This is a genomic window from Corynebacterium casei LMG S-19264 (genome assembly GCF_000550785.1).
GTDB lineage: Bacteria > Actinomycetota > Actinomycetes > Mycobacteriales > Mycobacteriaceae > Corynebacterium > Corynebacterium casei.
Genome location: NZ_CP004350.1, coordinates 361,297 through 384,297, shown reverse-complemented (window position 1 = coordinate 384,297; position 23,001 = coordinate 361,297). Strand labels below are relative to the sequence as shown.

Here is a 23,001-nt window from a genome sequence, read left to right as displayed (position 1 = left end):
GGATTTACGGAAGCAGCATATGAGCACACATGATCATCTACCAGCGAAGAACGGCCGTATCGCGGCATTCTTCGATCTGGACAAGACGATCATTGCCACCTCATCTGCCTTTGCATTTGGCAAAGAATTCATGAACAACGGGCTTATTACTCCTGCCGATGCATTGCAGATGACTTTGGCTAAGGCCAGCTACATGATGGCGGGCCAGACTTCGGAACAGATGGATGCCACGCGCGACCAATTGGCGGCGATGGTTACTGGCTGGTCTGTGGAAGAAGTAGAAAACATCGCGCGTGAAACCATGCATACCGTGGTTACTCCGGCGATTTACCATGAGGCCCGTGAGCTCATTAAGTTCCACCAGGCCGCTGGCCATGAAGTTGTGATTATCTCCGCTTCTGAAGCAACACTCGTTCGTCTTATCGCTGAAGAACTCGGCGTGGAGCACGTTGTGGCTACTGAACTTGAAACCGTGGATGGCCGCTTTACCGGCGGTATTGTCCACTACCTCAAAGGCCATGCCAAAGCTGATGCCGTGGCGAAGATTGGACAGACTGAGAACATTAACTTGGCTGAAAGCTTTGCCTACTCGGATTCTGCTACCGATATTCCAATGTTGGAATTGGTGGGCAACCCTGTTGCCGTGAATCCTGACCGCGCCATGAAGAAGGCCGCGCTGGAAAACGGTTGGGATATCCGCACATTCCGCGATCCTGTTCCTCTATTTACTATGCCTGGTGCGAAGGAAGTAGGCATTGGCGCTTCCGTTGTAGCTGGCGTTGCGGCTTTGGTGGTAGCCGGCATCTGGTTGTTTCAGCGTCCACCGCTGGAGCCACGCAAAGCCCATAAGACCCCAGACTTCTTGTCCTGGGCTCACACGCCGCTAGCCGGATAGTAATTCCCGGACGATAATAGGCGGGCTTCACCTAGCCAAAATTGGCTAATTGCCAGGTAGCTGGCACGTGTTCGGCCGCTATTTAGGGGTATTCATGAGCACTGTTTTAGGCAATCGCTACGCCAAACGGATCATCTACATCTAAATCTATTAGGATGGGCACGTATGTCACAGGGAGGTTTTTGATCTACTGTGGTTATTAAAGATTAATGAAACGACACTGCGCACCCTTTTGAGGAAGGTATTCTACCGTGAGCAAAGACGGACTCTACACCGATGGTGCCGAGAGCTTCGGCCCAAAGGTCAACTCCATTCCGCTATCGGATGTTGACACCAGCAAGCCGGGTGAGACTTCTATCGGAACGCTAGTTTCTAACGCAACCGAGCAGATTTCCACCTTGGTTCGCTCCGAGATTGAGCTGGCAAAGACTGAGCTAGCTGCATCCGCCAAGAAGGGCGGCATTGGTGCCGGCCTGTTCGGCGTTGCCGGTGTTATCGCGCTGTACAGCTCTTTCTTCTTTTTCTTCTTCCTCGCGGAGCTACTCACCCACCTGTGGTTCGACCGCTGGGCTGCTTACCTGATTGTCTTCCTTCTCATGATCGTCATCGCCGGCGTCTTGGCAGCAATCGGCTTTAGCCAAGTCAAGAAGGTTAAGAAACCCGAGAAGACGATTGAATCTGTCGGTGAGCTCAAGCACTTGGTTCCAGGTAAGGCAACCAATGCTGTGGAAAAGCGCAACAAGGGTCTTTACACCTAAAGGTTTCCTTTTCCTTTCCTCCCCACCTTCACCTATCCGCCCGTTGCACGACTTCCTGCCGCGGGCGGATTTTTGTATGAACCACCGATGCCGGATTCTTTTGCCCACGCATTCCCACTAACACCACCATTTAGCTAGCGTCAGCATTGAAGAATCAACGTAACCCCAGCAGCATTAAACATTTAAGGACTTAACTTGCCGTCTAAGCCCCTCTCCCCGTCCGTGGTTGAACTCAAAGGCGATTTTGAACATGAGTTTGTCCATACCCACGGCATTCGCCTGCACGTGGTGACCGCGGGCGAAAATGGTAATCCACTGATTGTTCTTATTCACGGCACTTTTGGTGGCTGGTTCGAATACCGCGATGTCATTGCACCACTTGCTCAGAAGGGCTTTCGAGTGGCCGCTGTAGACCTGCGTGGATTTGGCATGTCGGATAAACCACCAGCAGGACTAGGGCAAGACATCCGCACTCTCACCGGGGATATCTCCGGCGTCATCCAGGCGCTCGGCTATGACAAAGCCATTGTGGTGGGCAATGACACCGGCGCTTCGCTGGCCTGGTCAGTGGCTATTGATAAACCGGAGCGCGTTGCCGGAGTCGTGAGTATTTCCGGGGCCTACCCCGTTGATTTCCGCCGCAGCATGGCCGCCCGCCCCTGGGATTTCCTGTATTTGTTGATCAGCTCCATTTGGTGCCGCCTGCCTGTGCGTAAAGTTCCGCAGCGATTCTACAAAGCCGAGCTAAGCAACAACACCTCATCAAAGTTCCGGAAAAACGACGTGCTGCGCTTTGAAGAGAATCTCCGTCTGCGTCAATCCGCGGCGCAGATTGGCAACGTTCAACGCGGAACTATCCACAACCACCGGCTTCTAACTTCAAGCGTTCCTCTTCGCTGGATGGAGAGACGGGTCGAATCACCGGTGCTGTTTTTGTACTCAGGACAGCGTCTGTGGTTGCCCGTTATTCGCCGGGCAAAGGCACGGGTAGCCTCTGCATTTACCGAGCAGACAATAGAAAAAGCCAAGAACATGCCCCACATTGAGAACTCTTCTGGGTTCATTGAGGCCATTTCTAGTTGGATACGTCTCACCCCTTAACTGGGGTGAGATAAAATACATTCTTAGCAAAATAATTCGCAGTCTTTGCAGGTAGCTCCAAGTTTCACTGAGTGGGACTCAACCGCCTTAACCAGTGCAGATTAGTTAATCTTGTCTGTGCCGTCTTTCACAAGGTAGATTTACTCCAAGCCCAATCACAGGTTCGGCTATAGGTTTTTTCATCTCAACGTGGAGGTCCACCCTCATGACGATCAAGAAGACGATCGCGCTGCTTGCTGCAGCCTCAACCTCGCTCGCCCTCGTGGCCTGCTCCGACTCCTCATCTTCCGATGATTCCGCTGCATCCGACGGCGGTGCATCGTCCGGCGGTGACAACTACATCCTGACTATCGGCACCGAGCCCCAGAACCCGCTGGTTCCTGCCAACACCAACGAAACTGGCGGCGGCAAGATCGTTGACTCGATCTTCTCCGGCCTAGTTGGCTACGACGCTGAGGGTGAGACCTACAACGAAGTTGCAGAGTCCATCGAACCAAACGACGATAACACCGAATTCACCATCACCCTGAAGGACTGGAAGTTCACCGACGGCACTGACGTCACCGCGAACTCCTTCGTTGATGCATGGAACTACGCTGTTGCTAACGCACAGCTCGGTGCTTACTTCTTCGAGCCAATCAAGGGCTATGCAGAAGAAGGCGTGGAAGAGCTTGAGGGTCTTGAGGTTATTGATGACAAGACCTTCAAGGTAACCATGAACAACCCAACCGCTGACTTCCCTCAGCGCTTGGGCTACTCCGCGTTCTCCCCACTTCCAGAGGTTGCTTTCGAAGACATGGACGCCTTCGGCGAGAACCCAGTGGGCAACGGCCCATACATGCTCGAAGAGTGGAACCACAATTCCAACGCATTGCTGGTACCAAACCCTGACTATGCTGGCGACAACGCTGCACAAAACGATGGCCTAGACATCATCTTCTACCCATCCCAGGATGCAGCTTATGCTGACCTGCTTTCCGGCAACCTGGACGTTCTGGACAAGATTCCAGACTCCGCGTTCTCTGTCTACGAGTCTGACCTGGGCGACCGTGCAGTCAACCAGCCTTCCGCTGTCTTCCAATCCTTCACCATTGGTGAGAACCTAGAGCACTTCGGTGGCGAGGAAGGCGTTCTGCGCCGCCAGGCACTGTCCCACGCCATCAACCGTGAAGAGATCACTGAGACCATCTTCCAGAACACCCGCACCCCTGCTTCTGACTTCACCTCTCCAGTTGTAGCTGGCTTCTCTGAGGACGTACCAGGCAACGAGGTTCTTGAATACGACCCAGAAAAGGCTAAGGAACTCTGGGCACAGGCTGATGAAATGAACGAGTGGTCCTCTCCAGAGTTCGCAATTGCGTACGACTCTGACGGCGGCCACCAGGCATGGGTTGATGCAGCTGCAAACTCCATCAAGAACACCCTGGAAATCGAAGCAATCGGCGCTCCTTACCCAGACTTCAAGTCCCTGCGTGATGAGGTCACCAACCGCACCATCGAAACCGCATTCCGTACCGGCTGGCAGGCTGACTACCCAGGTATGGGTAACTTCCTGGCCGCAATGTACGGCACCGGCGCTGGTTCCAACGATGGTGACTACTCCAACCCAGACTTCGACGCGAAGATCCGCGAGGCTGACGCAGCTGACTCCCCTGAGGAAGCAGCAGAGCGCTTCAAGGAAGCTCAGACCATCCTGTTCGAAGACCTTCCAGCTATCCCACTGTGGTACTCCAACGTGACCGCTGGCTACTCTGAGAACGTTGACAACGTGGTCTTCGGCTGGGACTCCGTTCCAATCTTCACCGATATCACCAAGAACTAATTTCTCCCCGGGTCCTTGGACCTAACTGATGACGTAAGTTCTTAAGCTAGGCCCTCGCTCCACGCACCTGTTGGATGGCGAGGGCTTAGTCATGCCACCCCTCCAAGGCTGAATCCAGCGGGCCTATACGCCCGTCTCCATCATCTTTTTAGTACTTCCCCCTAGTGCGATCCTGGCTTGCGGGCTAGGATTCTTCACAACAGCTGCCAATGTCTGCAACAGTTATTCACACTTGTTTCAAATCGGGGACGCCAAGATTGCCCACTATTTGGGGTAACCGTGAAAGACCGCAGCCAGCGAGCGGTTTCCCATTTTATGGGATAGATTTTTATGGTTTCTTGGATTAGCCCAGCTTATTAATTTTCGTATACCACACTATAGGACGTAACACTCAACAGTTTATTTACGTTGGGTGAATAGGCTTTCAAATGGGGCTGTGCCGATTATCAGTAGCAGGGCGAGGGATTTAAGATAAGTCACAACGACTCGACTTGGTGACTTAGATACGTTGCGGAATCGGTAGTTGGACCCACAATTTTGTAAAGGACACATTTATGTTGCGCTACATTGGGCGACGAGTGCTCCAGATGATTCCGGTGTTCTTCGGAGCGACCCTGCTCATCTACGCGCTTGTCTTCCTCATGCCTGGTGATCCGGTAGAGGCACTGGGCGGTGACCGCGGCTTGACCGAAGCCGCGCGTGCACGCATTGAGGCTGAATATAACCTGGACAAGCCATTCATTATTCAGTACCTGCTGTATGTCAAGGGCATTTTGACCCTGGACTTTGGCACCACCTTCTCCGGCGTGCCGGTTACAGAGGTAATGCAGAATGTCTTCCCAGTAACTCTGAAGCTGGCCTTCATGGCTATTGTCTTCGAGACCATCTTCGGTATCGCCTTCGGCGTATTCTCCGGCATCCGCCGCGGTGGCTTCTTCGACTCCACCGTTCTGGTTGTCTCCCTGCTGGTTATTGCAGTTCCTTCCTTCGTTACCGGCTTCGTCTTCCAATACATCGTCGGTATTCGCTGGGACTTGCTACCGGTGACAGTCGGTAGAGATGAATCATTCCAATCACTGCTCATGCCAGCAATCGTGCTGGGCGCGCTCTCCTGTGCATACATCATCCGTCTGACGCGACAGTCCGTCAGTGAGAACATGCGCGCGGACTACGTACGTACTGCACGCGCAAAGGGCTTGTCAGGCGGCCAGGTGATGAACCGCCACGTGCTGCGTAACTCGCTGATTCCCGTTGCTACCTTCATCGGCGCCGACCTCGGCTCCCTGATGACTGGCGCCATTGTTACTGAGGGCATCTTCGGTATCAACGGTGTCGGTGGCACGCTCTACCAAGCAATTCTGCGCGGTGAGCCAACCACCATCGTGTCCTTTACCACCGTCCTCGTAGTTATCTACATTGTGGCCAACCTGCTGGTTGACCTTCTCTACGCGGTACTCGACCCAAGGATTCGCTATGCCTAATATCGATCGCAATACAGACCCCCAGGATCTCGGCGAAGAAATCTTGGTTTCCCAGGGCCGTCGCGGCCAGGACCACTACATCGCCGAAACTGATGAAACCGGTTTGGGTGCAGTGGACGCCGTTAAGGACGAGTCCGCACCATCCTCGCAGTGGGCTGAGGCTTGGCGCTACCTGCGCAAGCGTCCGCTCTTCTGGGTTGCTTCCTTCATGATTTTGGTTGCCCTTTTGCTGGCGCTGTTCCCATCACTGTTTACTTCTGTCGATCCACGCGCTTGTACGCTGGCCAACTCACTGAATCCTTCTGAGGAAGGACACATCTTCGGCTTTGACCGCCAGGGCTGTGACATCTACTCCCGCGTTATCTACGGTGCACGTGCATCCGTTCTCGTGGGTGTTCTCACCACTGCTTTGGTCACCGTTGTTGGCGCCCTGGTTGGCTCCATCGCTGGCTTCTTTGGCGGCTGGGCTGACACCATCTTGTCCCGTATTACTGATATCTTCTTCGCAATTCCACTGGTTCTTGCAGCAATCGTGGTTATGCAGATGTTCAAGGAATACCGCACCATCCTCACCGTGGTTCTGGTTCTCGGTCTCTTCGGCTGGGTTAACATTGCCCGTATTACGCGTGGTGCCGTGATGTCCATTAAAAACGAGGAATTCGTTCAGGCAGCACGTTCTGTTGGTGCATCGAAGTGGCGCATTCTGTTCAGCCACGCCCTGCCTAACGCTGCAGCCCCAATCATCTCCTACGCAACGGTGGCACTTGGTACGTTCATCGTGGCTGAGGCAACGCTGTCGTTCCTTGGTATTGGTCTTCCGCCAACCATTGTTTCGTGGGGTGGAGATATTTCTCAGGCACAGGCATCACTGCGCCAGGAACCAATGGTTCTGTTCTACCCAGCAGGTGCCCTAGCACTGACCGTATTGAGCTTTATCATGATGGGTGACGTTGTCCGTGACGCGCTCGATCCAAAGGCAAGGAAGCGATAATCATGACTGAACATAACGCTGAACAGCCATTGCTGGAGATGAAGGGCGTCAAGATCGCCTTCGCTTCCTCCACCGGTATCGTCGAAGCAGTCCGCGGCGTCAACATGACCATCTACCCAGGCCAGTCTGTTGCAATCGTGGGTGAGTCCGGCTCCGGTAAGTCCACCACCGCAATGTCTATTCTTGGTCTGCTTCCCGGCAACGGCAAGGTTACTGAAGGCCAGATCATCTTCGAAGGCGAAGATATTACTGGCTTCGATAACAAGGATTATGAGAAGCTTCGCGGCTCTCACATTGGCTTGGTTCCGCAGGATCCAATGTCCAACCTCAACCCGGTGTGGCGCATTGGCACCCAGGTCGAGGAATCCCTCAAGGCCAACAATGTGGTTGAGGGATCCAAGCGCAAAGAGCGCGTTGCGCAGGTACTGGAGGAAGCAGGGCTTCCCGATGCCGAGCGGCGCGCGAAGCAGTACCCACATGAGTTCTCCGGCGGTATGCGCCAGCGTGCTCTCATCGGTATCGGCTTGGCAGCACGTCCGAAGCTGCTGATTGCCGATGAGCCAACCTCCGCGTTGGACGTGACGGTTCAGAAGCAGATTCTGGATCACCTGGAAACGCTGACCAAGGAGCTCGGCAACGCCGTACTGTTTATTACCCACGACTTGGGTCTGGCAGCAGAGCGCGCAGAGCACCTCATTGTTATGCACCGTGGTCGTATCGTGGAATCCGGCCCATCGCGTCAGATTCTTAAGGCACCGCAGCACCCGTACACCAAGCGTTTGGTCACGGCTGCTCCTTCCCTGGCGTCTTCACGTATTCGTGCAGCACGCGAAGCAGGTATTGAGTCTTCTGAACTGATTGCGGGTGCTTCCGAAGAGCGTTCCGAAGAAGCGGTTATCTCTGTTCGTAACCTGACCAAGGAATTCGATATCCGTGGTTCCCGTGGCGATAAGAAGCACTTCAAGGCCGTGGATAATGTCTCCTTCGACTTGCGCCGCGGTTCCACCTTGGCGCTGGTGGGGGAGTCCGGTTCCGGTAAGTCCACCGTGGCAAACATGGTATTGAACTTGCTGGAGCCAACCTCAGGCACCATTTCTTATGAGGGAACGGATGTCTCCACCCTCAACAGCAAGCAGCTGTTTGACCTTCGCCGCAAGATGCAGGTCGTCTTCCAGAACCCTTATGGTTCTTTGGACCCGATGTACTCCATCTTTAAGTGCATCGAGGAGCCACTGCGTCTGCACAAGATTGGGGACCGCAAGGCCCGCGAGAACCGCGTGGCTGAGCTCCTAGACATGGTGGCTATGCCGCGTTCGGCTATGCGCCGCTACCCTGATGAGCTCTCCGGTGGTCAGCGTCAGCGTATTGCTATTGCCCGCGCTCTAGCACTGAACCCTGAGGTCATTGTCTTGGATGAGGCCGTGTCTGCACTGGACGTTCTGGTTCAGAACCAGATCATTCAGCTAATGGCTGAACTGCAGCGCGACCTGAACCTGTCTTATCTGTTCATTACCCACGACTTGGCTGTGGTTCGCCAGACCGCGGATGATGTTGTGGTTATGCAAAAGGGTGCTGTGGTTGAGCAGGGCACGACCGATGAAATCTTTGACAATCCAACCCAGGATTACACAAAGAACCTCATCAACTCTGTGCCAGGTATGCACATTGAAATTGGTATCGGCGGGAACCTCGACTTGAACGAGAACTAACCGCCACCGGCACCAGGCAAGGCCAACAAAAGGCCCCAAAAAGGGACTCGCGCTTGTAGTGAGTTGGAAGAAATTCCAACAACCTACGAATGCGAGTCCTTTTGCTTTAGTTACTGGTTAACGCTTTGCCGCTCCCCGTGCGTTAAATCGTTATTGTGCGACGCACTCTTGGGTGTCAACGGAGTTCTGCAGTTGGGTGACATCACCTATGTGGTTTTGGACTTCTTGGGCGGTGATGGCGTAGCCGGTGTCGGTGTCGTCCACGGAGGCACCAAAGATGAGGCCAAGAACCTTGCCGTCGGGAGAAATCAAAGGACCGCCGGAGTTGCCTTGAACAACACTGCCACGCAGGATGTAGGACTCGCGTTCCACGCGGTTGTTGGAATAGATATCTGGTCCGGCAATGGTGACGCGTTCGCGTACACGCGCGGGGTTGGCGGTAAAGGGACCGGAGTTTGGAAAGCCCATCACAACAGCATCATCACCGGTGTTGGATTGGCCATCAGCCCATTCCAGTGGTGCCAGGCCGAGGTCCTCTGACTTCAGCACGGCAATGTCAGTTTCCGGGTTGTAGTAGACCACGCGTGCTTCTTTAATGCCCAGCACGGTGTCCACGTACGCGGTTTGGGTACCGGCCACAACGTGAGCGTTGGTCACCACGTAGTTGTCAGCAGTGACAAAGCCGGAGCCCATCATGCGGCGGCGGCAGCCATCGGCATCAGCAATAACGTGGACAACGGATGGGCGCACAGCACGTACCATCTCTTGATCAGCGACTTCAATGTTTGGCTCATCAACCTCAACAGATGCGCCTTCTTCCCACGGCATCATGACTGGCGGCAAACCAGATTCATTGAGCATCGCAGAAATGCTGCGCGGCAATTGCGCGAACTCAGCCGGCATTACACCGTGCACTTCACGCAAAATAGCGGAATCACGCAAGCCCTTGCCCACGGAGTTAGATAAGCCGGTGGCCAGTGGAGTAGCGATTACCCAGATGAGAATGATGGTGAAGACGGACATCAATATCGCGCCGAAGGTGGAGTCCACGCGTTGCGCGGACTTGGTTTTCATCCGGTCACGTATGGCATGGCCTAGTGCAGAGCCCATGAGTTGGCCCAGGCCAACTAACAAAATCAGCATGCCAATCGCCAACAAGAAGCGAATAGCAACCTGGTCCGTCACGTTCAGCACCACGGGTGCCACGCCAAGGCCAACAACCAGACCAGCAACAATACCGATGACTGCCAAAAGTGATGCGAACCCGCCTTGGCGCCAGCCAATTCCCATCGCTGCTATGACGGACACGATGATGAGTCCGTCAACTATCCACGATGGGTCCACAACTTCTCCCTTTAGCGTTGAATGCTTAACCTAAGGGACTTTACTAGACCCGACGTTCATTATTACGTGAGGCCGCGATGGTCTCATGCAAATCAAAGTGTTTATCCTGGTCCCATTCACGTTCCCAGCCGGTTTTATTAAACAATGTTGTCAGCGCTGCGGCGGTAAATCCCCAGATGATGTAGTCATTGATGCGAAAGCTGGGAGAAGTCCACTTGTCCCACGCCAGCATCAGCCGGTTTTCTGGATCCAGCAGTTCGGACACCGGAAGTACAAACACGTCATCGGCTTCTTCCTGGTTCACAACGCCCACCGGCGAAGGCGTGCTCCAGTGCGCCAAGACCGCATTAATACGGTTGCCGCGCACGGGCACAAAGGTTTCACCCCAGTGCGCTAACGGGTTAACGGTGGTGCGGTCAAGACCGGTTTCTTCCCATGCCTCGCGCAACGCGGCATCCACGACGTTGACATCGGGTGGGTCAATTTTGCCGCCGGGAAAGGCAATTTGGCCAGAATGTGAGCGCAGGTGCGGGGAACGGTGGGTCAACAGTACTGTGGCGTCCTCCTTGCTGGTTCCACCCAGCAACATCAAGACGGCAGCGGAACGAGGGGAAGACAAAACATCTACTCGGGTGCGCTCACCAATGACATCAACAACGTCTTCACCGGTGACATCGAGTGCAGGACGGAGCCATTCGGGCGCATAATCAGGACGCAATTCAGTATTAGTGCCGGGCGAGTCAGCATCGGGGAACTTATCTGCCATGCTCCCCATCCTAGCTATTTAGCCCAAGGCTTCAGTGACAGAAGTCTCTATCTCTTCGGCCGAGGTAAACGGCCTAATAAATCGCTCTTGCACTTCCCCGTCGACCACCAACAGGGTAATGGGGATAACCCCAGGCAGTGCGAGTGTTCCGGCGAAAAGGTTGGAGTCATCTTGGTAGCTGGGCAGGTCCACGCCAAGGTCGTTGAGGAAAGCTGCGCCATTGCCCGCATTGCGGTCGGCGTGCACGCCCACGACGTTCCATTCGGGATGGGATTCGGCTACTTGCTCCAGGTAGGGAAGTTCTTCGCGGCAAGGTTCGCACCACCAGGCCCAGATGTTGACTATCGAAATGCCTTCGTCGGTAGCTTTCGCATCACCCATATCGCCGCCGAGACACGGTAGTTCTACCCCCGCTACAGGTTCAGCAGGGCAGTCAGGTCGTTGCGGCATGTTGTCGGGTGCAGAGTTGCTTGACCGTGTCTCCTCGCCCACCTCGGCCTGACCAGAAGCCTCTGTAGCTGCTGTCTCCTCGGCTACCGTGCCCTCGGCGTTAACGTCTTCAGGAGTTGAGCCGGAATCAGAGTTGAGAATGGACATGGCGGCGAAGATGACGCCGATGGTCAGCACAATTGCGACCACCACGGACAGGACAACGCTCTTTTTCACCACGAAACCCTTAATCAGACAGGTATTAAATATCTGGGCAATAAACCACTGGGGGAATTTTTGTTCTTTATCAGTTTAACTTTCAACCATTCCAGCAGGAAATGGACAATCCTTGCGCACGGGGCACGCACCACAAGCCGGCTTCTTCGCAGTGCAGCAGCGACGGCCATGAAAAATCAGCCGATGTGAGAACATGGTCCACTCTTTTTCGGGAAGCAGCGCGCACAGTTCCTTTTCAATCTTGAGCTCAGTGGTTCCGTGCGCCAGACCAAGGCGGGAAGATACCCGTTTCACGTGGGTATCTACAGCCAGCCCCGGCAAGCCAAAAGCATTGCCGCGCACTACCAGCGCAGTTTTTCGACCAACGCCGGGCAAAGAACTGAGGTCTTCAATGCTGGTTGGCACTTCCCCATTGAAATCCCCAACGAGCTTTTGCCCCACGCCCACTAGGCGCTTGGCTTTGGATGGAGCGAGCCCTAAGGTGCGGATGATTTCTTGGATGTCTTGCTCATTCGCCGTGGCATAATCCATCACGGTGGGATAAGCGGCAAAGAGTTCTGGAGTTACTTGATTGACCCGCACATCAGTGGTTTGTGCTGAGAGCAGCGTGGCCACGGTGAGCTCTAGAGCGTTGGTGAAGTTCAATTCGCAGTGGGCATCAGGGTATTCATCGGCTAAGACTTCGTTGATGTGCTGCGCGCGTTCAGCGATACCCATGGCTAATCTCCTTGCCGCGATGAAGTATTCTTGAGAATTCTTGAGGTTTGGGAACTTAATCGATTCCTCGTTAGTTAGACTCTAGGACATGATCGTTTTAGTAGTACTCGTCCCCGTCGGGTTAGCGCTGTTTGCCATCCTAATGGAGAAACTCGAAACACAGGTGCTTGATAGCTAGGCATTCCACTAACCACCCCAACGATTCCCTCAACGGGAGTTTCGTGATTGATTGGGGGGAATTGCACAATAGTGACTAATTCCACTGTAAGATGTGGAGTGTTATAGATTTTTAGGCGTTAAAAGTAAAGGAGACGCACGTGGAAGGCGTACAGGAAATTTTATCGCGCGCTGGCATTTTCCAGGGTGTCGACCCGGTAGCTGTCAATAATTTGATTGAGCAGATGGAGACTGTTCGTTTCCCACGCGGCACCACCATCTTTGAAGAAGGTGAGCCAGGCGACCGCCTGTACATCATCACCGCCGGCAAAATTAAGCTGGCACGCCACGCTGCTGACGGACGTGAGAACCTGTTGACCATCATGGGTCCATCAGACATGTTCGGTGAGTTGTCCATCTTCGACCCAGGCCCACGTACCTCCTCCGCAGTGTGCGTGACTGAGGTTCAGGCAGCCACCATGAACTCGGAGATGCTCAAGCAGTGGGTCTCTGACCACCCTGCTATTGCGCAGCAGCTGCTTCGCGTTCTGGCTCGCCGCCTGCGTCGCACCAACGCGTCCCTCGCGGACCTCATCTTCACTGACGTTCCTGGCCGTGTGGCAAAGACCTTGCTGCAGTTGGCAAACCGCTTCGGTGTCCAGGAAGGTGGCTCACTGCGCGTGAACCACGACCTGACTCAGGAAGAAATTGCCCAGCTGGTCGGTGCTTCCCGTGAGACCGTGAACAAGGCTTTGGCTACGTTCGCACACCGTGGCTGGATTCGCTTGGAAGGCAAGTCCGTTGTCATCGTTGATACCGAGCACCTGGCAAAGCGTGCCCGCTAGTTATACCTGCTAGAAAATCTATAGCATTTAAAACTGCATAGATACGCCCGCCGTAGAGTTGAGCATTCGCTTTCTCTATGGCGGGCGTCGTTTTCACACACCAGCATCTAAAAGGAATCCAATAGGAAAAGACCTACTGATTACTCACTAGGTCTTTAAAAAAGTTTCGAGCGAAAGCCCTTTAGGCTTGATCCGGGTGTGCTTCCAAGTACTTCAGCGCAGTGCGGGTGGACTGCTCAGCAGCGTGGCGTAGAACTGGATCTACATCGTCATACATCTCATCAATCATGACTTTGAGTTCAATGTCTTTGCCGTGCTCAGCCCACAGTTTCCGAATCTGATCCAGACGCAGGTGACGGCGGTCAATATACTTGCGTGCCACTTCAGATACGTCCGGCAAATCCGGTCCGTGGCCGGGGAGCAAAGGCACGTTCTTGCCGCGTTCTTCCAGCATGTCCAAAGACTTCAGGTAAGCCTCAAGGTCACCATCAGTTTCAGAGAGCAACGTGGTGTGGCGTCCAGCGATGGTGTCACCGCTGACAATGCCTTCTAGCTCTGATTCTTGAGGCTGACTAGCCCAGATGAGGAAACTGACGGAGTCACTGGTATGACCAGGAGTGTGTGCGACCTCGAGAGTGGGGCTGATGCCGTCGAGAGAAATGATCTCCCCATCAACCAACGGCTCCGCATCCTTGCTGCAGTAGCTTGGGTCGAATGCACGAATTGGCGCACCGGTGAGCTGACGTAAACGGTGTGCACCTGCAGCGTGGTCATCATGACGGTGGGTAAGCAAGATCAGCGCAACTTCGCCGCCTGATTTTGCGGTGACTACGTTGAGATGACCTTCATCATCTGGCCCCGGGTCAACAACAATCGCGGCACCATCTTCATCGCCTTTGATGACCCACGTGTTAGTACCTTCAAGTGCTGTGTAGCTGGGGTTATCACACAACACAACACCGGCGTGCTGCGTAACGGGACGCAGTTGACTGTATGCAGGATGCTCCATAAATGTCAGCCTAGCCTATTACTTTGCGAATTCCACGATGAGTTCTACTTCAACTGGTGCATTATTCGGCAGCACGGCAACGCCGACTGCGGAACGAGCGTGAGCACCGGCCTCACCGAATACTTCACCGATGAAATCGGATGCGCCATTGATGACAGCTGGCTGGCCAGTGAAATCAGGAGCGGATGACACAAAGCCGACAACCTTGATGACGCGGGTGATGTTGTCCAGTCCAACCTCAGCGTCAATGGCTGCGAGACCGTTGAGGATGCAGGTACGCGCTAGTTCTTGTGCCTTTTCGGAAGTTACTTCTGCGCCGACCTTGCCTGTTGCAGGCAATGTGCCCTCAACCAGTGGAAGCTGGCCGGAGGTCCAGACCTGGTTTCCAACAACAGTTGCTGGAACGTAGGAAGCTAGTGGCTTAGCCACTGCCGGCAGGGTGTATCCAAGTTCTTCGAGACGAGCCTTGATTGACATGTTTTATTCCACCTCTCGCTTGAAGTAAGCAACAACGTTTTCAGGGTTCATACCTGGTGTGATGCTGACCAGCTCCCAGCCGTCTTCGCCCCAAGAGTCAAGAATCTGCTTGGTGGCGTGAGTAAGGACAGGTGCGGTTGCGTATTCCCATTTCTTCATGCGACCCATCTTAAACAAAAGTCCATAAGGGCGCGCTGGTCAGGTGGATCTCGGGGGATATTGCCTCGATAAATCACCCACGCAGCAGCCCAAGCATGACAAATTCCGCCAGGAAACAAGCTAAACAATCAGCCCGAACTGCTCTTGTTAGCCATTTGCTGATGCAAGGCAGCTTCGTAGTTACACGACGGAATTAGTAGTAAAATTGAAAGTGGATGACAGTTGAGCGAGAAGGAATTAGATTCCTTCGAGCTCGCCACCTTCGGCCAAATAGTCGGCCCAGCTGGTGATGTGTGGATTCTTACGCAGAAGTGCGCGGCGCTGGCGCTCAGTCAGTCCACCCCAGACTCCGAATTCAACTCGGTTATCCAAGGCATCAGCCCGACATTCATTGAGTACCGGACAATGACGACAAATTACGGCAGCTTTACGCTGCTCTGCACCACGCACAAAAAGTGCATCAGGGTCGCCATTTCGACACTTAGCTTGTGTCACCCACTCCCCGCGTTCCGGGGTTACATTGCAGGTCCCAGCCTGACTCGACGGTTTCAAGCTCACGGTCATCTGGCGCTCCTTCCGCTTAGCCACACATTCTCTATCCACAGCGTATTCACGCGTTGGCCGTAAGTGTATTCACAGCATTCGCAAGCTGTCTAACAGGTCACACTTTAGGGGGGAGTTTGGTATTTCTTCCCGGGCATAGACCTTGTAGGGTATTGGGAGTGAAAGCTCTAGGAAGAATCTCTTTGGCAACGATCATCATTGGCCTGCTCATCGCCGTAGCACTAGCCCCATTGGCTAGTCTCTCTGGCGTTGCAATCGCCAAAACAACTGATGCCATGGAATCAGACATTGAAGAGCTGGAAGCGGGAAACACCCCGGGTGTAACAACCATCCGGGATAGCAATGGCGGCAACATGGCCTACCTGTTTAACCAGCGACGTCACCCGGTGGAGCCAGATCAGATTTCGCAGACGATGAAGGATGCGATTGTCTCGATTGAGGACCACCGCTTCTATGAGCACGAAGGCGTTGACTTCCAGGGTAACTTCCGTGCCTTGGCCACTAACCTGCTGGCCGGCGGTGTTTCCCAGGGTGCTTCTACGCTGAATCAGCAGTACGTGAAGAACTATCTCTTGCTAGTAGATGCTGAATCGGATGAAGAGCGCCAGGCTGCAACAGAGCAGTCCATTACCCGTAAGCTGCGTGAGATTCGCATGGCTGCGGAGATTGACCGCACTCTGGAAAAGGATGAGATTCTTGCGAATTACCTCAACCTTGTCCCCTTTGGCAACCACGCCTATGGCATTGAAGCAGCAGCTCGCACCTACTTTGGCGTCAATGCTAATGAGCTAACTTTGCCACAATCAGCAATGCTGGCCGGCATGGTTCAGTCTTCTGAATACTTGAATCCGTACACCAATACGGAAGAAGTTCTGAAGCGTCGCGCAACCGTGCTGCAGTCCATGGTGTCTAACGGTTACATCTCCCAGGCCGAGGCTGATGAAGCTAATGCGGATTCTTTGGGCGTCTTGGAATCTCCATCGACTCTGCCGAATGGTTGCATTGGCGCTGGTGACCGCGGATTCTTCTGTGACTACGTGCTGGAGTACCTCGAGGAGCGCGGCGTGAGCACAGACGAGCTTGCACGCGGTGGCTACACCATCAACACCACGCTGAATCCTGTTATTCAGGACCGCGCAAAAGAATCCATTAATGCGCAGACTTCCTTCGATGCTGCTGGTGTTGCATCGGTAGTGAACGTGATTCGTCCATCTGAGACCAGCCGCGATGTTCTGGCAATGGTTTCTTCCCGTACTTACGGTTTGAACCTGGATCAGAATGAAACTTTGCTACCGCAGCCATATTCCATGGTGGGTAACGGCGCGGGCTCCATCTTTAAGGTCTTTACCGCTGCTGCCGCTGTGGAAGCGGGCTACGGCATTAAGAACATGCTGGATGTTCCTACCCGTTATGACGCTGAGGGCCTGGGCCACGGCGGCGCAGAGAACTGTCCTGCGAACCGCTACTGCGTTGAAAATGCTGGTACCTACCAGGCGCGCATGACTTTTGAGGATGCGCTGGCACACTCACCAAACACCACCTTCATCCAGTTGGAAGAACAGGTAGGCATCGAGGCTACCGTCGATATGGCGGTCAAGCTGGGCCTGCGTACTTATGACGATGAGGGCACTTATAACGATGAATACTCCCTGGCGGAGTTCGCTAAGGCAGCCCCAATGGGTTCTTTCACCCTGGGGCCAACAGCGGTAAACCCACTGGAGCTATCCAATGTTGGTGCAACATTGGCATCGCACGGCACCTGGTGTGAACCGAATCCAGTCACCGGCATTACCGACCGCAATGGCCATGAGGTTTATGTGGAGTCCACTCCATGTGAGCAGGTCATGGATAGTGACGCTGCGGATGCTTTGACCAATGCCATGACGGCGGATGCTGGTCACGGCACTGCAGCAGCCGCTGCAAACCAGATGGGCTGGAATGGTGAGATTGCCGCGAAGACCGGTACCACCGAGTCCAACCAGTCTGCAGCATTCTTGGGCTTCAACTCTGGTCTGTCGGCCGCACCGTACATTTACAACGACGGCACCACCACGACCCCACTGTGTACCAGCCCGGTTCGCCAGTGTGGTGATGGTTCACTCTTCGGCGGTACTGAGCCAGCACGCTCCTTTTTCGGCATGGCAACGCAGCTGCAGACCGCGACCGAAGGAACCATTCCGGATTATGACCGTGCTTATGATGACGGCAAGTCTTCTGAGTTGATGGATTCTCTGCGTGGCCGCAGCGAAGGCGATGCCCGCCGCATCCTGGAGGATGAGGGCTACAAGGTTCGCGTCATTTCCGTTCCAGATACTCAGCGTTCTGGCACCGTGGTTCGTGCACTGACTGGCACCGATGGGCTCTCCGACGGCGCGGAGATTACTCTGCAGGTTTCCGACGGTTCAGGCTATGCCGCGCCAGCCTCCAATAATTCGGGCGACGGAAGTGACTCGGATGATGATGACGATGATTCTGGTAGCAATAGCCGCGGCAATGGCGGAGGAAACGGCGGCAACAGTAATCCGCCACCGCTGATTTCGCAGGATGATATCGACAACTTCACCAATGAGTTACGCCGGACATTCGGCTTTAACTAAAGCGTTGTAGATAGGCTCATCTAGCAGCAAAAGAGGCAGACCCAGAATCTCTGGTGTCTGCCTCTTTTTGCCTCGGCCACTGACTCCTAAGGCTATTAGATGTCCTAATTAATAGGCTTAGGAGCTGAGCTTGCCTTTCACTGCATCAGACAGGCGCTTGCCATCAACTGCGCCGGCAGCCTTCTCGGAGGCAATCTTCATAACCTGGCCCATCTGCGCCATGGAATCAGCACCAACTTCGGCAATCGCGTCATCGACAAGCTTGTCCACCTCGGCATCATCAAGCTGTGCCGGCTGGTATGCCTCAAAGTAAGGCACCTCAGACAGCTCTGCCTCGGCCAACTCAGGACGGCCATTATCCGAGTACATCTGCGCGGACTCACGGCGCTTCTTGATTTCACGCGCGATAACTTTCAACACGTCTTCATCGGTGATTTCATGACGAGCACCGGTGGTTTCTTCTGCCTGGATAGCGGCAAGAAGCGCACGGATAGCACCGGTGCGCTCTTTTTCTTTAGCCTTCATGGAGGTCTTGAGGTCTGCACGGATGGTTTCTTTTAACTGACTCATAGTTTCCTAATTTACCCCTGTAGGCTTGATGCGTGAAGAAAATCGTGCCATTACTCCTAACACCAGCAATCGCGGGCCTTGCCACCCTTGCGTGGGGCTATTCCGAATTAACCAAATTCGAGCTCAAGGAAGTGACCGTGCCACTTCTCAAACCAGGCACTTTGCGCGGTGAGAAGGACTTCAAGCTGCTGCACATCTCCGACCTGCACATGATTCCAGGCCAGGAGAAAAAAATTGAGTGGGTTTCCGCACTTGATGCTCTTGAGCCAGATTTGGTGGTCAATACGGGCGATAATCTCTCTGATGTCGCCGGTGTCCCAGACGTCCTGCGCGCATTGGGTCCGCTGCTCAAGCGCCCTGGATTATTCGTCTTTGGCACCAATGATTATTGGGCGCCGCGTCCTGTGAACCCATTCAAGTATTTGTGGGGCGCAAAGCGCGAGCCTTCTTATGTGGATCTGCCATGGCGCGGCATGCGCGCGGCGTTCATGGAGCACGGCTGGCGTGATGCCAACCAAGCCACCCATGAGTTCCAGGTGGGCAACGTGCGCCTTGCTGCCGCGGGTGTTGATGATCCGCACCATGATTTGGATGATTACGCGGACGTTGCCGGCGCACCGAATCCTGACGCTGACCTTGCCCTGGCTTTGCTGCACAGCCCTGAACCACGCGTACTGGAGAAGTTCGCCGCTGACGGCTACCAATTGTCACTGTCTGGCCACACCCACGGCGGTCAAATCTGCCTTCCGGGCTCCCACGCTTTGGTGACTAATTCCGGCATTGACCGCAAGCGCGTGCAGGGCATGCATGACTTCGGTCCGATGAAGATGCACGTTTCCAACGGTCTGGGCACCTCCAAGTTTGCTCCAGTGCGAATCTTCTGCCGCCCTTCGGCAACGCTGCTGCGCATCACCGAAGTAGCCGAGTAGATGAAGCAATCCACCCCCAAATTCGTGAAATGCGATTTGGGGACGCACCCCATCCCGGCGTTATAATTTTTCAGTACCGCAAAGCATTGCGATATTCGGGATATGGCGCAGGTTGGTAGCGCGCGTCGTTCGGGACGACGAGGTCGCAGGTTCAAATCCTGTTATCCCGACCAATTTTTACACCAACAGCGGTTCCGCCCGCAGCGGATAAACCCCGGTCAGACGCACTGCGTCCCGGGTGGCAGCGGGGCTAGCCAAACTAATCCGCAGCTGGCTTGCTGCCCGGCGCGCGCGGACTTTGTTCACAACATTGCGCAGGCCGACGCGGTCAATGACGAATGCTTCGCCGGCCAGGACGAGTGCTGCGGGGTCCACGATGTCTAGAACTAATGTGGTGGCATCAACCAGCAGGTCATTGCGGGCATCGACGAAGCGCCGCGCGGTCGAATTCTTTCCGGCTGCTTGTACTAGTTCCCGATAAGTGTGTACTTGCGCACCTGCACGTTGTGCTGCTGCGACAGTGGCTAGACCGCTCAGAGGATGAACCTCATCATGCTCCAGCCCAGTGCCGCGGGCAAGATCGTGAAATGCGGAAGTGTTCTTACCGGAGTGCAGACGGTGGACGGCGCCGTTGACGATCCACGCGTGGTTGACCACCTCGCGCGCAAAGAAGTACAGCGTGGAGCCGGGGTCTTCACTGCTCAAGGGGGCGCTGAGGAGTTCCTGCGCAACCATCGCTGCAGCACCCGAACCGACATGGACGGGTTGGTTGTCCCAGCCGGAAGGCTAGCTCGGCCGCAGACAATCCCAGCGCGTGTCCTTGGCCCGGGCCCTGATTAGCAAGCCAGAGCTACTGCTGTTGGATGAGCCTTTTGGCGCTCTCGACGCACTGACCCGCATTACTGCGCTGCAACTACTGCTTGACACCGCGTCCTCCCGCAACTTCGGCATTCTTCTGGTCACCCATGATGTTGCCGAAGCAGTCGCTCTGGCCGACCGAGTGATTTTGCTCGAAGACGGATACATCTCTGCCGAAATCACCGTCGGGCTACCCACCCCGCGCGATCGCAACAATCCGCAATTTGCTCACTACACCGCTGAACTCCTCCGTCTTTTGAAGGTCACCTCATGAACAAGATTTATAAACCATTGTCCGTAACCGCTATCGCAGGGCTCATCGCAACGTCGTTGGTGGCGTGCTCGCCAGCCGGGGGCTCTACCTCTGACGTTGAAAACATCACGCTGCAGGTCGGCGACCAGATCGCCGGCACGGAGAAGATCCTCTCCGCCGCGGGTGGGCTGGATGATCTTCCTTATGACATCACGTGGTCCACGTTTACTTCGGGCCCACCACAGATTGAAGCGTTAAATGCGGGGCAGATTGATTTCGCCATCACGGGCAATACGCCGCCGATTGTCGGTGGGTTGACTGATACCAAGGTGGTCTCGGCATATTCCAATGAGACCAAAGGCGATGCCATTCTCATTCCGGAGGATTCGGATATCACCTCCGTTGCGGATTTGAAGGGCAAAAGCGTGGCAGTGGCGCGTGGCTCCAGCGCGCACGGCCACCTGGTCTTGCAGTTGGAAAAGGCCGGGGTGGATGTAGAGGACCTGAATATCAATTTCCTGCAGCCTTCAGATTCCAAGAGCGCTTTTGAGTCCGGCCAGGTAGATGCCTGGGCGGTGTGGGATCCGTACACCGCCATCGCAGAGGTCAGCGGCGCGGTGCCGTTGATTACCGCCGGGGGTTTGTCCAATGGCTACGGGTTTGGTGTCGCCAGCGACCAAGCTCTTGCCGATGACACCCGCGCCGAAGCTATCGATGACCTGCTTAATCGCATTGACCGCGCGTATCAGTGGACAAAGGATAATCCGGAGGAGTGGGCGAAGATCTTCGCCGAGGAAACCGGCGCTGACGCCGAAGCCGCGGAGATTAATGTCCGCAGCTCACGCCTTCCAATCCCGCTCGATCAGACAGTGATTGATTCCCAAAATGACCTCATCGGCGCATTTGAGCGCGCGGAAGTTCTCCCCGAAACCTTCGACTTTGCGGACCAAATCGATGTCCGTTTCGAAGACTAGTAAACCCTCTTTTGCAAAGGAAATATCATGCCTACTACTTTTTCTCCTGTTGCACTTCGCCCAGTTCTCGCGCAGGCTCCGACACCAATCACGGCGGTTGCAGGGCTTGTCGATGGCCAACCGACTTCCATGGTTGTCGATGACGCCACCGCCACCTTCACCACCCGCCTGGTCGAGGAAATCACCACCGGCGACCACACCCTCGCCGTGCTCGAAGCGCTCGACGCCACCAGCTACGCCGAGCAAACTCCGCTGATCTTTCACAACTCCCAGTTCAAACCGCACTGAGGCAAGCTGGCTACTTAAACCAGCATTCCGGTGAAGAATGCGACGAGCACCATGGTCACAGACAGCGCCCAAGCGATGGGGAATGCCAGCTTAAGGTATTTGCCCATCTGGGCGCCGGCCAAGCCCAGTGCCAACCACAGCGCTGGGGAGAATGGGGAGACGAAAGTACCGATGACATTGCCGATGATCAGTGCGGATGCTGCGCCCATTCCGCTGACATCATATGTCGCGACAGTTTCTTGAACGATTGGCAGCACTGAGAAGTAGTACGCGTCGGTAGAGGTCAACAGATCCAGTGGAACGCCCAGCAGGCCAACAATGACGTGCAGGTATGGCCCAACAGCCTCTGGCAAGACTGCCACCAGCATCAGCGCGATTTCTTCCAGCATTCGTGATTCATTGAGGACGCCGAGGAACATCGCTGCCGCCAGGATGACACCAGCCATGGACAGGGCATTCGGCGCGTGACGCTTCAGGGCATCGGATTGGTCATCGGCTGAAGCAAAGTTGAGCACCAGCGCAATCGTGGTTGCGATGAGGAATGCTGGTGCCGGCGGCAATAGCCCAGACAGCAAGCTGACAAGTACGCCGAGTGCAAGAACGATGTTGATGATGGTGATCGCACGACCCTTGCGGAAGTGGTAGCCCTTTTGTTCCTGAATCTCATCTTGACGATTCTGGAAGTCCGCCGCGATGTCGGCAACATTCACCTCAGTGGTGCCCACAAATTCACCAGAAGCCTGTAGCTTGGCGATGCGTCGCTTCTCCGACCAACCCAAAATCGCCGCGATGCCCAGAACCAGTACCGCTGCCACGCCTTGAATTGGAATGAGGTGTACCCAGATAGAGTTCGGATCCTGTGAGATAACGGTTACCGCCACCGTGACCTTGATACCCGGGTGGGTACCATCGACGTTGCAGTACCTAAGCTTCGCACTGGATCGTTCTTCCCGGACTGGCTCCTGGAACGACGCACCCGGGCAGAACGCGCACTCACCACCGTGATAGCCACCTGGGCACTGACCCCTGTTTGGTAGACACCTAATATCCCATCAACGTGGGACTGAAAGGT

General features: G+C 54.8%; 23 protein-coding genes, 1 tRNA gene and 2 pseudogenes. 15 read left to right on the top strand and 11 right to left on the bottom strand.

Features of this window, described 5'->3' with window-relative positions:
- Nucleotides 1–19: 19 nt before the first annotated feature.
- The 7 genes from CCASEI_RS01940 (at nucleotide 20) to CCASEI_RS01910 (ending at nucleotide 8,757) form a co-directional block, all read left to right on the top strand.
- On the top strand, nucleotides 20–895 hold the full coding sequence (locus CCASEI_RS01940; RefSeq protein WP_006821539.1) for an HAD family hydrolase: 876 nt from the start codon (nucleotides 20–22) through the stop codon (nucleotides 893–895).
- Between the two features lie 251 nt (nucleotides 896–1,146).
- Nucleotides 1,147–1,653: a phage holin family protein gene (locus CCASEI_RS01935; protein ID WP_006821540.1), complete on the top strand. Its 507-nt coding sequence runs from the start codon at nucleotides 1,147–1,149 to the stop codon at nucleotides 1,651–1,653.
- Nucleotides 1,654–1,848: 195 nt separating this feature from the next.
- Nucleotides 1,849–2,754: an alpha/beta fold hydrolase gene (locus CCASEI_RS01930; RefSeq protein WP_025386984.1), complete on the top strand. Its 906-nt coding sequence runs from the start codon at nucleotides 1,849–1,851 to the stop codon at nucleotides 2,752–2,754.
- 205 nt (nucleotides 2,755–2,959) lie between these two features.
- The gene (locus CCASEI_RS01925) at nucleotides 2,960–4,576 is read left to right on the top strand and encodes a peptide ABC transporter substrate-binding protein (RefSeq protein ID WP_025386983.1); all 1,617 of its coding nucleotides are present in this window, start codon (nucleotides 2,960–2,962) and stop codon (nucleotides 4,574–4,576) included.
- 554 nt (nucleotides 4,577–5,130) lie between these two features.
- A complete protein-coding gene (locus CCASEI_RS01920) occupies nucleotides 5,131–6,057 on the top strand; it encodes an ABC transporter permease (RefSeq protein ID WP_006821543.1) in 927 nt (308 codons plus the stop codon).
- Complete coding sequence (locus CCASEI_RS01915) at nucleotides 6,050–7,048, top strand: ABC transporter permease (protein ID WP_006821544.1); 999 nt, start codon at nucleotides 6,050–6,052, stop codon at nucleotides 7,046–7,048. Before CCASEI_RS01920 ends, CCASEI_RS01915 begins: the two co-directional genes overlap by 8 nt.
- Before the next feature lie 2 nt (nucleotides 7,049–7,050).
- The gene (locus CCASEI_RS01910; protein ID WP_025386982.1) at nucleotides 7,051–8,757 is read left to right on the top strand and encodes a dipeptide ABC transporter ATP-binding protein; all 1,707 of its coding nucleotides are present in this window, start codon (nucleotides 7,051–7,053) and stop codon (nucleotides 8,755–8,757) included.
- Nucleotides 8,758–8,907: 150 nt separating this feature from the next.
- On the opposite strand, the gene CCASEI_RS01905 is transcribed toward CCASEI_RS01910, so the two are convergent.
- The 4 genes from CCASEI_RS01905 to nth form a co-directional block, all read right to left on the bottom strand.
- A complete protein-coding gene (locus CCASEI_RS01905; RefSeq protein WP_006821546.1) occupies nucleotides 8,908–10,101 on the bottom strand; it encodes a MarP family serine protease in 1,194 nt (397 codons plus the stop codon).
- Nucleotides 10,102–10,144: 43 nt separating this feature from the next.
- Complete coding sequence (locus tag CCASEI_RS01900; RefSeq protein ID WP_006821547.1) at nucleotides 10,145–10,867, bottom strand: NUDIX hydrolase; 723 nt, start codon at nucleotides 10,865–10,867, stop codon at nucleotides 10,145–10,147.
- A gap of 18 nt (nucleotides 10,868–10,885) precedes the next feature.
- The gene (locus CCASEI_RS01895; RefSeq protein ID WP_006821548.1) at nucleotides 10,886–11,533 is read right to left on the bottom strand and encodes a TlpA family protein disulfide reductase; all 648 of its coding nucleotides are present in this window, start codon (nucleotides 11,531–11,533) and stop codon (nucleotides 10,886–10,888) included.
- Nucleotides 11,534–11,608: 75 nt separating this feature from the next.
- The gene (gene nth, locus CCASEI_RS01890; RefSeq protein ID WP_006821549.1) at nucleotides 11,609–12,250 is read right to left on the bottom strand and encodes an endonuclease III; all 642 of its coding nucleotides are present in this window, start codon (nucleotides 12,248–12,250) and stop codon (nucleotides 11,609–11,611) included.
- Nucleotides 12,251–12,567: 317 nt separating this feature from the next.
- Between nth and glxR the strand changes: the two genes are divergently transcribed.
- Entirely contained in the window at nucleotides 12,568–13,251 is a 684-nt protein-coding gene (gene glxR, locus CCASEI_RS01885) for a CRP-like cAMP-activated global transcriptional regulator GlxR (protein WP_006821550.1), read from the top strand.
- 181 nt (nucleotides 13,252–13,432) lie between these two features.
- Here the strand turns inward: glxR and CCASEI_RS01880 are convergent, their stop codons facing one another.
- The 4 genes from CCASEI_RS01880 to CCASEI_RS14655 all read right to left on the bottom strand — a co-directional run bounded on the left by CCASEI_RS01880 (nucleotide 13,433) and on the right by CCASEI_RS14655 (nucleotide 15,460).
- A complete protein-coding gene (locus CCASEI_RS01880) occupies nucleotides 13,433–14,260 on the bottom strand; it encodes an MBL fold metallo-hydrolase (RefSeq protein ID WP_006821551.1) in 828 nt (275 codons plus the stop codon).
- A gap of 18 nt (nucleotides 14,261–14,278) precedes the next feature.
- The gene (locus CCASEI_RS01875) at nucleotides 14,279–14,737 is read right to left on the bottom strand and encodes a RidA family protein (RefSeq protein WP_006821552.1); all 459 of its coding nucleotides are present in this window, start codon (nucleotides 14,735–14,737) and stop codon (nucleotides 14,279–14,281) included.
- Between the two features lie 3 nt (nucleotides 14,738–14,740).
- On the bottom strand, nucleotides 14,741–14,896 hold the full coding sequence (locus CCASEI_RS14970; RefSeq protein WP_006821553.1) for a DUF4177 domain-containing protein: 156 nt from the start codon (nucleotides 14,894–14,896) through the stop codon (nucleotides 14,741–14,743).
- Between the two features lie 237 nt (nucleotides 14,897–15,133).
- Nucleotides 15,134–15,460 (bottom strand): WhiB family transcriptional regulator, encoded by a 327-nt coding sequence (locus tag CCASEI_RS14655; RefSeq protein ID WP_035094188.1) that lies wholly within the window; start codon nucleotides 15,458–15,460, stop codon nucleotides 15,134–15,136.
- 158 nt (nucleotides 15,461–15,618) lie between these two features.
- Here CCASEI_RS14655 and CCASEI_RS01865 point away from each other — a divergent pair, with 158 nt between their 5' ends.
- Complete coding sequence (locus CCASEI_RS01865) at nucleotides 15,619–18,057, top strand: transglycosylase domain-containing protein (RefSeq protein WP_081748452.1); 2,439 nt, start codon at nucleotides 15,619–15,621, stop codon at nucleotides 18,055–18,057.
- A gap of 117 nt (nucleotides 18,058–18,174) precedes the next feature.
- Here CCASEI_RS01865 and CCASEI_RS01860 read toward each other — a convergent pair whose 3' ends face one another.
- A complete protein-coding gene (locus CCASEI_RS01860) occupies nucleotides 18,175–18,627 on the bottom strand; it encodes a GatB/YqeY domain-containing protein (protein WP_006821556.1) in 453 nt (150 codons plus the stop codon).
- Between the two features lie 32 nt (nucleotides 18,628–18,659).
- On the opposite strand from CCASEI_RS01860, the gene CCASEI_RS01855 reads away from it, so the two are divergent.
- Nucleotides 18,660–19,556 (top strand): metallophosphoesterase, encoded by an 897-nt coding sequence (locus CCASEI_RS01855; RefSeq protein ID WP_025386979.1) that lies wholly within the window; start codon nucleotides 18,660–18,662, stop codon nucleotides 19,554–19,556.
- A gap of 96 nt (nucleotides 19,557–19,652) precedes the next feature.
- A tRNA-Pro gene (locus CCASEI_RS01850) sits at nucleotides 19,653–19,729 on the top strand.
- A 4-nt stretch (nucleotides 19,730–19,733) separates the two neighbouring features.
- Here CCASEI_RS01850 and CCASEI_RS01845 read toward each other — a convergent pair.
- The gene (locus CCASEI_RS01845) at nucleotides 19,734–20,291 is read right to left on the bottom strand and encodes a hypothetical protein (protein WP_025386978.1); all 558 of its coding nucleotides are present in this window, start codon (nucleotides 20,289–20,291) and stop codon (nucleotides 19,734–19,736) included.
- 67 nt (nucleotides 20,292–20,358) lie between these two features.
- On the opposite strand from CCASEI_RS01845, the pseudogene CCASEI_RS01840 reads away from it, so the two are divergent.
- From CCASEI_RS01840 to CCASEI_RS01830, 3 genes and pseudogenes are all read left to right on the top strand, one after another.
- A pseudogene (locus tag CCASEI_RS01840) lies at nucleotides 20,359–20,688 on the top strand (ATP-binding cassette domain-containing protein); the annotation flags it as partial.
- The gene (locus tag CCASEI_RS01835; protein ID WP_038574345.1) at nucleotides 20,685–21,641 is read left to right on the top strand and encodes an ABC transporter substrate-binding protein; all 957 of its coding nucleotides are present in this window, start codon (nucleotides 20,685–20,687) and stop codon (nucleotides 21,639–21,641) included. The pseudogene CCASEI_RS01840 and the gene CCASEI_RS01835, both read left to right, overlap by 4 nt.
- 27 nt (nucleotides 21,642–21,668) lie before the next feature.
- Entirely contained in the window at nucleotides 21,669–21,929 is a 261-nt protein-coding gene (locus CCASEI_RS01830; protein WP_025386975.1) for a flavin reductase family protein, read from the top strand.
- Nucleotides 21,930–21,943: 14 nt separating this feature from the next.
- On the opposite strand, the gene CCASEI_RS01825 is transcribed toward CCASEI_RS01830, so the two are convergent.
- Nucleotides 21,944–22,810 (bottom strand): hypothetical protein, encoded by an 867-nt coding sequence (locus CCASEI_RS01825; protein ID WP_404825275.1) that lies wholly within the window; start codon nucleotides 22,808–22,810, stop codon nucleotides 21,944–21,946.
- Here CCASEI_RS01825 and CCASEI_RS14650 point away from each other — a divergent pair.
- A pseudogene (locus tag CCASEI_RS14650) lies at nucleotides 22,796–22,960 on the top strand (transposase); the annotation flags it as partial. The gene CCASEI_RS01825 and the pseudogene CCASEI_RS14650 sit on opposite strands and share 15 nt — an antisense overlap.
- Between the last annotated feature and the right edge of the window lie 41 nt (nucleotides 22,961–23,001).